Source organism: Pseudomonas sp. GW821-FHT09D08 (assembly GCF_059416305.1).
On record NZ_JBWKOX010000009.1, the window covers coordinates 204,257 to 218,010 of the forward strand.

Below are 13,754 nucleotides of genomic sequence, written 5' to 3' on the forward strand. Positions count from 1 at the left end.
AGCAAAACCCCCGGCCTGGGCCGGGGGTTCTGGTGTCACTCGTCGAGGAAGGAGCGCAGATGCTCGCTTCGCGTCGGGTGGCGCAACTTGCGCAGCGCCTTGGCTTCGATCTGGCGGATCCGCTCGCGGGTCACGTCAAACTGCTTACCGACTTCCTCAAGGGTGTGGTCGGTATTCATGTCGATGCCGAAACGCATGCGCAGTACCTTGGCTTCACGGGCAGTGAGGCCGGACAGTACGTCGCGGGTCGCTTCCTTAAGGCTCTCAACAGTGGCGACATCGATTGGCGACTGCATGGTCGAGTCTTCGATGAAGTCACCCAGGTGGGAGTCTTCGTCATCACCGATCGGGGTTTCCATGGAGATCGGCTCTTTAGCGATCTTCAATACCTTGCGGATTTTATCCTCAGGCATTTCCATGCGTTCGCCCAGCTCTTCCGGGGTCGGTTCGCGACCCATTTCCTGCAGCATCTGCCGGGAAATACGGTTGAGCTTGTTGATCGTCTCGATCATGTGCACCGGAATACGGATGGTGCGGGCCTGGTCGGCGATCGAGCGAGTGATCGCCTGACGGATCCACCAGGTGGCATAAGTCGAGAACTTGTAGCCGCGACGGTATTCGAACTTGTCCACAGCCTTCATCAAGCCGATGTTGCCTTCCTGGATCAGATCGAGGAATTGCAGGCCGCGGTTGGTGTACTTCTTGGCGATGGAGATCACCAGACGCAAGTTCGCTTCAACCATCTCTTTCTTCGCGCGGCGGGCCTTGGCCTCACCGATCGACATGCGACGGTTGATGTCCTTGATCTCGGCAATCGTCAGACCGGTTTCGGTCTCGAGTGCGGTCAGCTTCTGCTGGCAACGGATGATGTCCGGCTGCAGGCGGCCAATGGCTTCAGCGTACTTCGCCTTGCCTTTGGCCAGGGCGTCGCTCCAGCTTTCGTCCACTTCGTGGCCCGGGAACTGGCGCAGGAAGTCGGTACGCGGCATGCGCGCATCACGGACACAGAGCTGCATGATCGCGCGCTCTTGTGCACGCAGACGCTCAAGGGCGCTACGAACGCGTTCAACCAGGCCTTCGAATTGCTTCGGGACCAGCTTGATCGGCATGAACAGCTCAGCCAGCGCCAGCAGCTCGGCAATTGCCAGCTTGTTGGAGCGACCGTGCTTTTTCAGGGCTTTGCGGGTGATTTCCATTTGATCGGAAACCGCGCCGAAACGCTGGGCAGCAATGATCGGGTCTGGGCCGCTTTCGACTTCATCTTCGTCGTCGGTGCTGGCTTCGGCATCGTCGTCTTCGGTGTCATCGTCCGCTTTCGCGGCTTTGGCATCGACAGGCGGCGGTACTTCGGCAGCAGGCGGCGCGATGCCGTCGTCCGGGTCGATATAACCGCTCAGGACGTCGGACAGGCGGCCACCTTCGGTGGTGACGCGAGTGTACTCGGAGAGAATGTGGTCAACCGTGCCAGGGAAGTGCGCGATTGCGCCCATCACTTCACGGATACCCTCTTCGATACGCTTGGCGATTTCGATCTCGCCTTCGCGTGTCAGCAACTCGACGGTACCCATTTCACGCATATACATGCGCACAGGGTCAGTCGTGCGACCGATGTCGGTCTCCACCGCGGCCAACGCGGCAGCGGCTTCTTCAGCGGCTGCCTCGTCGGTATCGGCGTCGGCCAACATAAGGGCGTCCGCATCCGGAGCACTCTCGTGTACGGGGATCCCCATGTCATTAATCATGCGGATGATGTCTTCCACCTGCTCTGGATCTGAAATATCCTCAGGCAGGTGATCGTTGACCTCTGCGTAAGTCAGATACTTCTGCTCACGACCAAGGGTGATCAACTCTTTGATACGAGACTGCTGTTGCGCTTTTCCGGACATAACACCCTATCCACTGAAGGTCTTGGCGGGCAAAAAACAAGCCGAGGATTATACCCGAGCTATGACCTCACACGCCAGCTGAGGTCGGGTTTGATGCGGAAACATTCTGTTTTAAGAGGTCGCGCATCTGTTTTGCTATCTGAATTTGCTCTTCAGCCGATAATCCCGGCTGTCTTGCTCTCTTGATCAGTTCATCGAGGGTCTGCGTGTGCTGGCCCGCGGATAACCTAGTAATGGTGTCTAAAAACTGTTGTTCAAGGTTATCGCCGTCAATTAGCCACTCCTTTTCCGCGAGTGCCTTCAACAAACGACCCTGCTCTGTGCCATGCCAGCGAGCCATCAGTTGAATGGAGTTTAGCTTAGGATTTTTCTGCACGGCCTCGATCAGTGCGATCAGCACCTGAGCGTAGGTATTGCTCGCGTTGGCAAAATGGTCGGCGCTTTCAACCTTGCTCGCTAATTGCGGGTGGTGGATAAGCGTGCGCAGGGCAATCAATGTGGGCGCTTCTACGGCGACCGGTGTGCGCGGGGCGTAGGCCTCATCGCGATCACCGCGCTTGCCGTTTTTGCTCCAGGGTTTCTTGTCCCATTTCTTGCCGCCGGCACCGGGCTTCTTCGGCGTCCATTCCTGCTGGGGGGCATACGCCTCCTGGGGTTGATGGAAGTCGGCATAGTCCGGCATGGCGTCATAATCCATGCCTGGGTCGTAGGCAGGTGGTGCGTCCTGCGGTGCGCTGTGTACCAGCTGGCTGACGGCTTCGCCACTCAGCCCTGTAATTTCCAACAGGCGTTGGCGCATCAGGGTGCGCAGGTTCGCGCCTGGAACCTTGTCGATCAAGGGGGCCGCGAGCGTGGCCATATGGGCCTTGCCTTCGAGGGAGCGTGGGTCGGCTTCTTCGGTCAGTTGCTGGAAGAAATAATCCGCCAACGGCTGCGCATGTTGATTGATGCGGGCGCGAAATGCGTCGGTGCCTTCGGAACGCACCAGGGTATCCGGGTCTTCTCCTTCGGGCAGGAACAGAAAGCGCGCGCGGCGCCCATCCTGCAGGCTCGACAGGGTGGCTTCGAGCGCGCGCCAGGCGGCGTTGCGGCCGGCCTGGTCGCCGTCGAAGCAGAACAGCACGCTTGGCACGACGCGAAACAGGCGCTTCAAGTGTTCTTCGCTGGTGGCGGTGCCGAGGGTGGCCACGGCGTTGCGCAAACCTTGTTGGGCCAGGGCGATCACGTCCATATAACCTTCGACCACGATGATTTCATCGAGGTTTCGATTGTTCTTGCGCGCTTCGAACAGGCCGTAGAGTTCCTGGCCCTTGTGGAATACCGGGGTTTCCGGGGAGTTCAGGTACTTGGGTTTGTCATCCCCCAGCACCCGGCCACCGAAGGCGATGATGCGACCACGGCTGTCGCGGATCGGGAACATCACGCGGTCGCGGAAGCGGTCGTAGCGCTTGCCGGTCTCGGCGTTCTCAACCAGGAGGCCGGCGTCGATCATGGCTTTTTGCTGCAGGGTATCGCTGCTCAGGTGTTTGTACAGGTTGTCCCAGCCAGGTGGAGCAAAGCCGAGGCCGAAGTCGCGGGCGATTTCGCCGGTCAGGCCGCGTCCCTTCAGGTAGTCGACGGCGGCCTTGCGCTGCGGATGGCTTTTAAGGGCCTGACGGTAGAAGTCGGCAGCGGCAGTCAGCAGCGGGTACAGCGGCGAGTCGGTGGGTTGCCGTGGTTTATGCGGGCGGCCACTTTCTTCGCGGGGGACTTCCATGCCGGCGGCTTTCGCCAAGTCCTCGATCGCCTGGGGGAAGTCCAGGTTGTCGTGGTCCATCAGGAAGCCGAGGGCATTGCCGCCTGCGCCGCAGCCGAAGCAGTAGTAGAACTGCTTGTCGGGGCTGACGCTGAATGACGGGGTTTTTTCCTTGTGGAACGGGCAGCAGGCTGTGTAGTTTTTGCCGGCTTTCTTCAATTGCAGGCGCGAGCTGACAACATCGACAATGTCGGTGCGGTTCAGAAGGTCGTCAATAAAGCTCTGGGGAATCAGCCCGGCCATGGCGTTCTCGTCATCACTGCGTGTAAATGAGTGCCCGTGAAGTGCTCAAGCGCACGTATCGAATGGCTTGACCATCAATCGTCTGCTTGGGCTGTCAGGAAGTGTATCTGCCGAACATTCACTGACGTTAGTTTCAATCAGTGTTTCGGCCTGGAAATGTTGCCCTCGAGTCCGGCGCTGGCCAATCGTGGCCTCGGATGCTCGGTGTTGGGCACAGCCGATACAGTTGATCGCCTGCTTACAAAATGAGTGTGCTCGTCAGTAGCCTTGTTAGGCTCGTCAGAAGAGACGTGCACCGCTGGCAAAAGAGCCAGTCCTGACGTTTGAAGCAGGTGTATCAGTCGCGTGTGCGGCGTCAACGATGAAGCATCAAGCGATATCCGCAAATGCCAACAGCCCGGCTGAGGGCCGGGCTTGGCAGAAGCTTGCTACGAACGTCTGTGTATTAGTACAGACGAACGGCGCGGCGCTGTTCGCGCTGAACTTTCTTGGCGTGACGCTTAACAGCGGCTGCTGCTTTACGCTTACGCTCAGAAGTTGGCTTCTCATAAAATTCGCGGCTACGAACTTCAGCCAGAACACCGGCTTTTTCGCAGGAGCGCTTGAAACGACGCAGAGCTACGTCGAAGGGTTCGTTCTCTTTTACTTTGACGGCTGGCATCCAGAGCTACCTTCTTTCATTACCGGGAATCAACGTTCTCGTCGCAAAAAATTCGCGGCTGAGGTCGTCGGTTTTTAAGGGTTGCGGATGTTAACCCCTCATTGGCAGGAATGCAAAGCCTCTGATCGAAAACCGCTAGTCGGGAGGGGGAGTGGCGACTATTATGCGCGCCTTCGAATTCAGCCTCTACAAGGCGCAAACCCATGCTAGTACTGGGACTTGAAACCTCCTGCGACGAAACCGGTGTCGCACTTTACGACAGTGAACGCGGGCTTTTGGCCGATGCACTGTTCAGTCAGATCGACTTGCATCGGGCCTATGGCGGCGTTGTGCCGGAGCTGGCCAGTCGTGATCACGTCAAACGTATGCTGCCGTTGATTCGCCAGGTGTTGGACGAGGCCGGTTGCGTGCCGACCGAGATCGATGCGATTGCCTATACGGCGGGCCCCGGATTGGTCGGAGCCCTTCTGGTTGGCGCCTCTTGCGCCCAGGCGCTGGCTTTTGCCTGGGGCATTCCGGCCCTCGGCGTGCATCATATGGAAGGCCATTTACTGGCGCCGATGCTGGAAGAAAACCCGCCGCAGTTCCCGTTCGTCGCTTTGTTGGTTTCGGGCGGGCATACGCAGCTGGTCCAGGTCGACGGAATCGGTCAATACATGCTGTTGGGCGAGTCCTTGGACGACGCTGCCGGCGAAGCTTTCGACAAGACCGCGAAGATGATGGGCCTCAATTACCCGGGTGGGCCGGAAATCGCCCGCCTGGCCGAAAAAGGCGTTGCCGGCCGCTACACCTTCCCGCGCCCGATGTGCGATCGCCCTGGCCTGATGTTCAGCTTCAGCGGCTTGAAAACCTCCGCGTTGAATACCTGGCAGCAGAGTGTCAGCGCCGGGGACGACAGTGAGCAAGCCCGTTGCGACATCGCGCTGGCGTTCCAGCAGGCCGTGGTGGAGACTTTGACCATCAAGTGCAAGCGCGCCCTGAAACAGGCGGGCATGAAGCGCCTGGTGATCGCCGGTGGCGTCAGCGCCAACAAGGCGTTGCGCAGCTCATTGGAAAAGATGCTCGGTGATATGAAGGGGGATGTGTTCTACGCCCGTCCTGAGTTCTGCACCGACAACGGCGCGATGATCGCCTATGCCGGTTGTCAGCGTCTGCAGGCGGGGCAGCACGAAAGCCTGGCGATCAGCGTGCAGGCGCGCTGGCCGATGGAGCAACTGCCGCCCTTGTAAGTGTGCAACGTGAATCGGGCTCATTGACGGTATTTAAAAATGCCGTTCGCGCCCGGCAAACAGGTCGCGTAAATTGCCCCGGTGTCGCCAGACAATCAGCAGTGTCAGCACGCTCATCGGCAGCAGCGCCGCCGGTTCCTGCCAGGCCAGCAACGGCAGGGTAAGCGGTGTGGCGATCAGCGCCGCCAGCGAGCTGGTACGGGTCAGGTAGAACGTCAGTAACCAGGCGAGCACGGCCAGCAACGCCGCCGGCGGGTAGATCCCCAGCAGCATGCCGGCTGCCGTGGCGACACCTTTACCGCCGCGAAAACGGAAGTACAGGGGAAACAGATGGCCGAGGACGGCGCACACGCCCACCCAGGCCTGCTGCTGCAGGGTCAGGCCGGCGAGGTTGGCGATCAGTACGGGCAACAGGCCCTTGCATACGTCGCCCAGCAGCGTCAGTACGGCGAGCTTCTTGCCGGCCAGGCGCAACATATTGGTGGCGCCGGCATTGCCTGAACCACTCATTCGCGGGTCGGGATTTCCCGTCAGGCGGCTGAGCAAAATGGCGAAGGACAGCGAGCCGAGCAGGTAGGCGAGAATCGCCAGTGACCAAAACATGCTAACTATTCCGGGCGAGGACGCCCTGATTCTAACGGGGCATCGCGCCCTTGTCGTGCTGCGGAGAAGAGCTTGGACAGAGTGTTTATCGAAGGCCTGGAAGTCGACACCGTGATCGGGGCCTACGACTGGGAGCGCGGAATCCGCCAATGCCTGCGCCTGGACCTGAGTTTCGCTTGGGATAACCGCCCGGCTGCGGCTGGCGACGACCTGGCCCTGGCGCTGGATTACGCCAGCGTGTCCGCGCGGATCCAGGCCTTTGCCGAGCAGTCCCAGTACCAGCTGGTCGAGACCTTTGCCGAACGCCTGGCCGAAGTGCTGATGAGCGAGTTCCAGATTCCCTGGCTGCACCTCAAGCTGACCAAGCCCGGCGCAGTGCCGGCTGCCAAGGGTGTAGGCGTGGAGATTGAGCGCGGATGTCGCTGACTCAGGTTTACCTTGGCCTCGGTAGTAATATCGAGCGCGAACCCCATCTGTGCGCCGGGCTCGACGCGTTGGCGAGTTTCCTGACGGATATGCGTTGCTCGGCGGTGTTCGAGAGCCAGCCGGTGGGCATCAAAAGCGGGCCGTTCTTCAATCTGGTGGTGTCGGCCTATACCGACCTGTCGTTGGTGGAGTTGGATCGCCGGCTGAAATCCATCGAGGCCGAAAATGGCCGCTATGCGCCGGATCGCAAAGGCCTGCCGCTGGATATCGACGTGCTGCTGTATGGCGAGTTGGTGGGTGACTTCGATGGCTTGATCCTGCCGCGGGCGGAGATCCTGAAAAATGCCTTTGTGCTCTGGCCGCTGTCGATGATGGCGCCGGACCGGGTGCACCCTGAAGCGGGAAAGACGATGGCTGCGTTGTGGCGTGATGCTCAGATTGATCAGGTGCTGGCGCCTGTCGGATTTGAATGGCAGGGCCAGCAACTCACCCCGGACTCGCTCCTAAGAGGGTTTGTGTAGTTCCTTGTAGGCTTTGAGTGCCCTGAGTCGTTCACGCTTGAGCGCCTCGCCCAACTCCGGCCCCTTGAATCCCTGCTCAAGCAGTGGCGCCACGGCAACCTCGCGCGCTGCTTTCGCCGCACCGCGTAAGTAATCCGCCTGTGGATAACTTCTATGCTCCAATCCCTTGCGGCCCCGGGCATCCATTTCGCAGGCGACCACAAACTCCTCAAAGCGCTGTGGCCTGCGGTATACGTCAAAACTTTGCAGCAGCTCCAGCAGCGTCGAGGCTTTCAGCTCCAGCGCGCGATGACCGTGGGTGTGATACTGGCCCACCAACAGCGCCAATTCCTGGCAATCCCTTGGCACTTTGAAGCGCTCATTGACGGCCTTGATCAGCTTCAAGCCTCGATGCTCATGAGCAATGTGCTGCGGTAACTTATCCACAGGCGTCAGGCCCTTGCCCAGGTCATGCAGCAGGCAGGCCCAGCGTACGGTCAGGGGCTGTTTGTGCATGGCAGCTTGTTCCAGCACGCTCAAGGTGTGCACGCCAGTATCTATCTCGGGGTGATGGGCTTCGGGTTGTGGCACGCCAAAGAGTGCATCCACTTCCGGCATCAAGATCTTCAGCGCATTACAGTCCCGAAGTACCTGGATAAACACCTGAGGCTGATCTTCCATCAACGCCCTGGAGATTTCTTTCCAGCTGCGCTCTGGGGTCAGGGCTTCCAATTCGCCGGACTCGCTGAGTTGACGCATCAGCTCCAGCGTCTCCGGAGCTACCGTAAAACCCAGGTGTGCATAGCGCGCGGCAAAGCGGGCGACACGAAGAACTCGGAGGGGATCTTCGGCGAATGCGGGGGAAACATGACGAAGTATGCGGGACTCAAGGTCGCGCTGGCCGTGATACGGATCAGTCAGATTACCGTCGTCGTCTTCGGCCATGGCGTTGATGGTCAGGTCGCGACGGATCAGGTCTTCTTCCAGCGTCACCTCGGGGCTGGCGTGAAACACAAAGCCACCGTAACCCCGACCACTCTTGCGTTCGGTGCGGGCGAGGGCGTACTCATCGCCGTTTTTTGGGTCCAGGAATACCGGGAAGTCCGAACCCACTGGCTTGAAACCCTTGGCGAGCATTTCTTCGGTGCTCGCGCCGACGACCACGCGGTCGACATCGGTGACCTTGATGCCCAGCAGGCGGTCACGCACGGCGCCGCCGACTTTGTAGATTTTCATGAAAAAGCCTCCATTAGCGGCACAGGATACCGCCTGTGCCTGGCCAATGGAGGCTTTGCTGTTTCAGAGATGAACGACGGCCAAGTCCAGGCGGCCGTAGTCGTTGTCGTTATGATCGTTGCGCGGTGGCACATGGTGGGTCTTCATCACTTGGTCGCCTTGCAGGGTTTCCAGGTGGATGTCGAAGCCCCAGAGGCGATGCAGGTGCTTGAGCACTTCTTCGGTGGATTCGCCCAGGGGTTTGCGGTCGTGCTGCTGGTGGCGCAGGGTCAGCGAGCGGTCGCCGCGCACATCGATGCTGTAGATCTGCACGTTGGGCTCACGGTTGCCCAGGTTGTATTGCGCTGCCAGGGTTTCACGGATGGTGCGGTAGCCGGGTTCATCGTGGATGGCCGGCACCACCAGGTCATCCTTGAGGTCATCATCCAGGATGCTGAACAGTTTGAGGTCGCGGATCACCTGGGGTGAGAGGTACTGCAGGATAAAGCTCTCATCCTTGAAGCTGCTCATGGCGAACTTGATCGTCGACAGCCAGTCACTGCCGGCGATTTCCGGGAACCAGCGGCGGTCTTCATCGGTGGGGTGTTCGCACATGCGCCGAATATCGCGGTACATGGCAAAACCCAGCGCGTAAGGGTTGATCCCGCTGTAATACGGGCTGTCGAAGCCGGGTTGGAACACCACGCTGGTGTGGGACGTCAGGAACTCCATCATGAAGCCGTCGGTGACCAGGCCTTCGTCGTACAGGTCGTTCATCAGCGTGTAGTGCCAGAACGTCGCCCAACCTTCGTTCATCACCTGGGTCTGGCGCTGTGGGTAAAAGTACTGGGCGATCTTGCGTACGATACGCACGATTTCCCGTTGCCACGGCTCCAGCAGCGGTGCGTGCTTTTCCAGGAAATACAGGATGTTTTCCTGGGGTTCGGCGGGGAAGCGCGCATTGTCCTTGTCGCTGTTCTTGCCGGCGCGTTTGGGAATGGTGCGCCACAGGTCGTTGATCTGCTTCTGCAGGTGCTCTTCGCGCTCCTTCTGGCGCAGGCGCTCTTCCTCGGCAGAAATAGGGTACGGGCGCTTGTAGCGGTCGACGCCATAGTTCATCAGGGCGTGGCAGGAGTCGAGCAAGTCTTCCACGGCGTCGATACCGTGGCGCTCCTCGCACTGCATGATGTACTGCTTGGCGAACACCAGGTAATCGATGATCGAGCTGGCGTCGGTCCAGGTGCGGAACAGGTAGTTGCCCTTGAAGAAGCTGTTGTGCCCATAGCAGGCATGGGCCACCACCAGCGCCTGCATGCAGATGGTGTTTTCTTCCATCAGGTAGGCGATGCACGGGTCGGAGTTGATCACGATCTCGTAGGCCAGACCCATCTGGCCCCGGGTGTACGACTTTTCGGTACTGAGGAAATGCTTGCCGTAAGACCAGTGGTGGTAACCCAGGGGCATGCCGACGGAAGCATAGGCGTCCATCATCTGCTCGGCCGTGATCACTTCGATCTGGTTGGGGTAGGTGTCCAGGGCATAACCCGCCGCGATGCGGCTGATTTCCCGGTCATAGGCCTGGATCAGTTCAAAGGTCCACTCGGAACCGGTGGAAATGGGTTGGCGCTTAGTCTCTTTTTTGGCGGTCATGTCACTAACCTGCGCTGGAAGAGTTCACGGAAGACCGGATAGATATCGCCGGCCGAGACCAGTTGCTGCTGGGCGAACGTGTCGGCAAAGGCTTCGCCGATGCGCTCGTATTCGAACCACAGGGCCTGGTGCTCACGGGGGGTGATTTCGACGTAAGTGTAGTACTGCACAAACGGCATGATGTGGTTGATCAGGATGTCGCGGCAGATCGGCGAATCGTCGTTCCAGTTGTCGCCGTCGGAGGCCTGGGCCGCGTAGATATTCCACTCGTTGGCCGGGTAGCGCTCGGCCATGATCTCCTGCATCAGCTTCAAGGCGCTGGACACGATGGTGCCGCCGGTTTCCCTCGAGTAGAAGAACTCCTCCTCATCCACTTCCCGTGCGCTGGTGTGATGGCGGATGAACACCACGTCGATCTTGTCGTAGTTCCGCTTCAGAAACAGGTACAGCAGGATAAAGAAACGCTTGGCGATGTCCTTGGTCGCCTGGGTCATTGAGCCTGACACGTCCATCAGGCAGAACATCACGGCTTTCGAGCTGGGGTTGGGCTGCTTGACCAGCAGGTTGTACTTGAGGTCAAAGGTATCGAGGAACGGCACGCGGTGGATGCGTGCGCTGAGTTTCTCTATTTCCGCCTCGATTTCCTGGATATCGCCGAAGTTGTCCGGTTCCTCGCGCTTTAAACGCGCCAACTCTTCCTTTGCGATCCTCAATTTGGCACGACTGCTGCCCGAGAGGGCGATACGCCTCGCATGGGCTGAGCGCAACGTGCGGATGATGTTGATTCGAGAGGGGTTGCCTTCGTTGCTGATCCCGGCGCGTACGGTCTTGAAGGTATCGGTGCCGGTCAGGTTACGCTTCACCAGATTGGGCAGTTCCAGGTCCTCGAACATGAACTCGAGGAATTCTTCCTGGGTGATCTGGAACACGAACTCGTCCATGCCTTCCCCGGAGTTGCCGGCCTTGCCCGGGCCTTTACCGCCGCCACCGCCCTGCGGGCGCTGGATATGCTCGCCGGTGGTGAACTCTTTATTGCCGGGGTGCACGACAGTCTGCTTGCCGCCCCGGCCGTGGTGCAGCACCGGTTCGTCGATGTCGCGTCCGGGAATGCTGATTTGTTCGCCATGCTCCATGTCTGTAATGGAACGGCGGCTGACGGCCTCTTCAACGGCCTTTTTGATGTGGTCACGGTAACGCCGCAGGAAACGCTGGCGGTTTACCGTGCTCTTGTTCTTGCCATTAAGGCGTCGGTCGATCACATAGCTCATGAGGAGCCCTCCGGGCAGCTTCACGTTACAAGCTTCAAGCGGCGAGCTGGAAGCTTAGAGACAAGCGGTCAACTGCCAGGCCCGTGACCTGGCAGTGGACGCCCATCGCTGCCTTACTGCGATTTGCGTACCCGCAGGTACCACTCGGAGAGCAGTCGTACCTGTTTGTCGGTGTAGCCGCGCTCGACCATTCGTGTGACGAAGTCGTTGTGTTTTTGCTGGTCCTCCTTGCTGGCCTTGGCATTGAAGCTGATGACCGGCAGCAGATCCTCGGTGTTGGAGAACATTTTCTTCTCGATGACCACCCGCAGCTTTTCGTAGCTGAGCCAGGTAGGGTTCTTGCCGTTGTTGTTGGCGCGGGCACGCAGTACGAAGTTGACGATTTCGTTGCGGAAATCCTTCGGATTGCTGATGCCGGCGGGTTTTTCGATCTTCTCCAATTCTTCGTTGAGGGCTACGCGGTTGAGGATTTCGCCGGTTTCCGGGTCGCGGTATTCCTGGTCCTGGATCCAGAAGTCCGCATAGAGCACGTAGCGGTCGAAGATGTTCTGGCCGTACTCGCTGTAGGACTCCAGGTACGCGGTCTGGATTTCCTTGCCGATAAACTCGATGTAGCGCGGCGCGAGGTATTCCTTGAGGAAGCGCAGGTAGCGTTCGCGGGTTTCGGCCTGGAATTGTTCCTGTTCGATCTGCTGCTCCAGCACATACAGCAGGTGCACCGGGTTGGCGGCGATCTCATGGGGGTCGAAGTTGAAGACCTTGGACAGGATCTTGAACGCAAAGCGCGTCGACAGGCCGTTCATGCCTTCATCCACGCCCGCTGTGTCGCGATATTCCTGGATCGACTTGGCCTTGGGATCGGTGTCCTTGAGGTTCTCGCCGTCGTAGACGCGCATCTTCGAATAGATATTCGAGTTTTCCGGCTCCTTGAGACGCGACAGCACGGTGAACTGGGCGAGCATCTTCAGGGTGTCCGGTGCGCAATGGGCCTTGGCCAGCGAGCTGTTGAACAGCAGCTTGTCGTAGATCTTGATTTCATCGCTGACCCGCAGGCAGTACGGCACCTTGACGATGTAGATCCGGTCGATGAAGGCTTCATTGTTCTTGTTGTTGCGAAAGGTGTGCCATTCCGATTCGTTGGAGTGGGCCAGCAGGATCCCGGTGAACGGAATCGCGCCCAGGCCTTCGGTACTGTTGTAGTTGCCTTCCTGGGTGGCGGTGAGCAGTGGGTGCAGCACCTTGATCGGCGCCTTGAACATTTCCACGAATTCCATCAGGCCCTGGTTGGCCCGGCACAGTGCGCCCGAGTAGCTGTACGCATCGGCGTCGTTCTGCGGAAATTCCTCCAGCTTGCGGATATCGACCTTGCCCACCAGTGCCGAGATGTCCTGGTTGTTCTCATCGCCAGGTTCGGTCTTGGCCACGCCGATCTGGTTGAGGATCGACGGGTAGAGTTTCACCACGCGGAACTGGCTGATATCGCCGCCAAACTCGGCCAGGCGCTTGGTGGCCCAGGGCGACATGATGGTGTTGAGGTAGCGTCGTGGGATGCCGAAGTCTTCTTCGAGGATCGCGCCATCTTCCGTGGCGTTGAACAGGCCTAGGGGCGACTCGAAGACCGGTGAGCCCTTGATGGCGTAGAAGGGCACTTTCTCGATCAGTTGCTTGAGTTTTTCGGCCAGGGACGATTTACCACCGCCAACGGGGCCGAGCAGGTAGAGGATCTGTTTCTTCTCTTCCAGGCCTTGGGCGGCGTGGCGGAAGTAGGAGACGATCTGGTCGATGCATTCTTCCATCCCATGGAAGTCTTCAAAGGCCGGATAGCGGCGGATCACCTTGTTGGAAAATATTCGCGACAGGCGCGAATTATTAGCGGTTTCCACCAGCTCCGGCTCGCCGATCGCCAACAACAGGCGTTCGGCGGCAGATGCGTAGGTGCTGCGGTCCTGCTTGCACAGCTCGAGATACTCTTGCAGCGTGAGTTCTTCCTGCTGTGTGGACGCGAAGCGTTGTTGGAAGTGGCTGAAAATACTCATGACGTCGTCACCTCGCTCGATACGTGGAGCCGACGCCGGATCTATCAGTCGATGCTGGCAGTCATTGACGAACGCCAATGGCTGTTTTCCCCCCAGAACACCCTGAAACGCTACCGATGACCCGTACGCCGGTGTACCGGCTCTCCCCTGATTCGGATGGCCTGCGCTTAAGGATAGTTCGGAATCTGAGAGGGCAAGGCGCGATGCGCAATTAGTTTGGCTACGCCGTTCGTCAGAAACGG

At 59.1% G+C, this 13,754-nt stretch carries 11 protein-coding genes; 3 read left to right on the plus strand and 8 right to left on the minus strand.

Features of this window, described 5'->3' with window-relative positions:
• Nucleotides 1–35: 35 nt before the first annotated feature.
• The 3 genes from rpoD to rpsU form a co-directional block, all read right to left on the minus strand.
• Complete coding sequence (gene rpoD / locus AC07OP_RS17865; RefSeq protein ID WP_027605925.1) at nt 36–1,886, minus strand: RNA polymerase sigma factor RpoD; 1,851 nt, start codon at nt 1,884–1,886, stop codon at nt 36–38.
• Nucleotides 1,887–1,953: 67 nt separating this feature from the next.
• On the minus strand, nt 1,954–3,924 hold the full coding sequence (gene dnaG, locus AC07OP_RS17870) for a DNA primase (RefSeq protein ID WP_027605924.1): 1,971 nt from the start codon (nt 3,922–3,924) through the stop codon (nt 1,954–1,956).
• A 445-nt stretch (nt 3,925–4,369) separates the two neighbouring features.
• Nucleotides 4,370–4,585 (minus strand): 30S ribosomal protein S21, encoded by a 216-nt coding sequence (gene rpsU, locus AC07OP_RS17875; protein ID WP_002551877.1) that lies wholly within the window; start codon nt 4,583–4,585, stop codon nt 4,370–4,372.
• A gap of 203 nt (nt 4,586–4,788) precedes the next feature.
• Here rpsU and tsaD point away from each other — a divergent pair, with 203 nt between their 5' ends.
• Nucleotides 4,789–5,814: a tRNA (adenosine(37)-N6)-threonylcarbamoyltransferase complex transferase subunit TsaD gene (gene tsaD / locus AC07OP_RS17880; RefSeq protein WP_495101963.1), complete on the plus strand. Its 1,026-nt coding sequence runs from the start codon at nt 4,789–4,791 to the stop codon at nt 5,812–5,814.
• A gap of 33 nt (nt 5,815–5,847) precedes the next feature.
• On the opposite strand, the gene plsY is transcribed toward tsaD, so the two are convergent.
• On the minus strand, nt 5,848–6,417 hold the full coding sequence (gene plsY, locus AC07OP_RS17885; RefSeq protein ID WP_053131126.1) for a glycerol-3-phosphate 1-O-acyltransferase PlsY: 570 nt from the start codon (nt 6,415–6,417) through the stop codon (nt 5,848–5,850).
• A 72-nt stretch (nt 6,418–6,489) separates the two neighbouring features.
• On the opposite strand from plsY, the gene folB reads away from it, so the two are divergent.
• The gene (gene folB / locus AC07OP_RS17890) at nt 6,490–6,843 is read left to right on the plus strand and encodes a dihydroneopterin aldolase (RefSeq protein WP_046069798.1); all 354 of its coding nucleotides are present in this window, start codon (nt 6,490–6,492) and stop codon (nt 6,841–6,843) included.
• Nucleotides 6,834–7,364 (plus strand): 2-amino-4-hydroxy-6-hydroxymethyldihydropteridine diphosphokinase, encoded by a 531-nt coding sequence (gene folK / locus AC07OP_RS17895; RefSeq protein ID WP_141156148.1) that lies wholly within the window; start codon nt 6,834–6,836, stop codon nt 7,362–7,364. The genes folB and folK overlap by 10 nt, the downstream gene beginning before the upstream one ends.
• Here the strand turns inward: folK and AC07OP_RS17900 are convergent.
• From AC07OP_RS17900 to AC07OP_RS17915, 4 genes are all read right to left on the minus strand, one after another.
• A complete protein-coding gene (locus AC07OP_RS17900; RefSeq protein WP_495101962.1) occupies nt 7,347–8,579 on the minus strand; it encodes a multifunctional CCA addition/repair protein in 1,233 nt (410 codons plus the stop codon). The two genes, folK and AC07OP_RS17900, sit on opposite strands and share 18 nt — an antisense overlap.
• 63 nt (nt 8,580–8,642) lie before the next feature.
• Nucleotides 8,643–10,208 (minus strand): SpoVR family protein, encoded by a 1,566-nt coding sequence (locus tag AC07OP_RS17905; RefSeq protein WP_027605917.1) that lies wholly within the window; start codon nt 10,206–10,208, stop codon nt 8,643–8,645.
• Nucleotides 10,205–11,476, minus strand: coding sequence for a YeaH/YhbH family protein (locus AC07OP_RS17910; protein WP_495101961.1), 1,272 nt, complete (start codon nt 11,474–11,476; stop codon nt 10,205–10,207). Before AC07OP_RS17910 ends, AC07OP_RS17905 begins: the two co-directional genes overlap by 4 nt.
• A 113-nt stretch (nt 11,477–11,589) precedes the next feature.
• Complete coding sequence (locus tag AC07OP_RS17915; protein WP_003194732.1) at nt 11,590–13,512, minus strand: PrkA family serine protein kinase; 1,923 nt, start codon at nt 13,510–13,512, stop codon at nt 11,590–11,592.
• Between the last annotated feature and the right edge of the window lie 242 nt (nt 13,513–13,754).

What these genes read in the sequence shown, in the direction of transcription:
- AC07OP_RS17900 (WP_495101962.1), bottom strand. Translation starts at nt 8,579, where the DNA reads ATGAAAATCTACAAAGTCGGCGGCGCCGTGCGTGACCGCCTGCTGGGC.
- rpsU (WP_002551877.1), bottom strand. Translation starts at nt 4,585, where the DNA reads ATGCCAGCCGTCAAAGTAAAAGAGAACGAACCCTTCGACGTAGCTCTG.
- AC07OP_RS17905 (WP_027605917.1), bottom strand. Translation starts at nt 10,208, where the DNA reads ATGACCGCCAAAAAAGAGACTAAGCGCCAACCCATTTCCACCGGTTCC.
- AC07OP_RS17915 (WP_003194732.1), bottom strand. Translation starts at nt 13,512, where the DNA reads ATGAGTATTTTCAGCCACTTCCAACAACGCTTCGCGTCCACACAGCAG.
- rpoD (WP_027605925.1), bottom strand. Translation starts at nt 1,886, where the DNA reads ATGTCCGGAAAAGCGCAACAGCAGTCTCGTATCAAAGAGTTGATCACC.
- tsaD (WP_495101963.1), top strand. Translation starts at nt 4,789, where the DNA reads ATGCTAGTACTGGGACTTGAAACCTCCTGCGACGAAACCGGTGTCGCA.
- folK (WP_141156148.1), top strand. Translation starts at nt 6,834, where the DNA reads ATGTCGCTGACTCAGGTTTACCTTGGCCTCGGTAGTAATATCGAGCGC.
- dnaG (WP_027605924.1), bottom strand. Translation starts at nt 3,924, where the DNA reads ATGGCCGGGCTGATTCCCCAGAGCTTTATTGACGACCTTCTGAACCGC.
- AC07OP_RS17910 (WP_495101961.1), bottom strand. Translation starts at nt 11,476, where the DNA reads ATGAGCTATGTGATCGACCGACGCCTTAATGGCAAGAACAAGAGCACG.
- plsY (WP_053131126.1), bottom strand. Translation starts at nt 6,417, where the DNA reads ATGTTTTGGTCACTGGCGATTCTCGCCTACCTGCTCGGCTCGCTGTCC.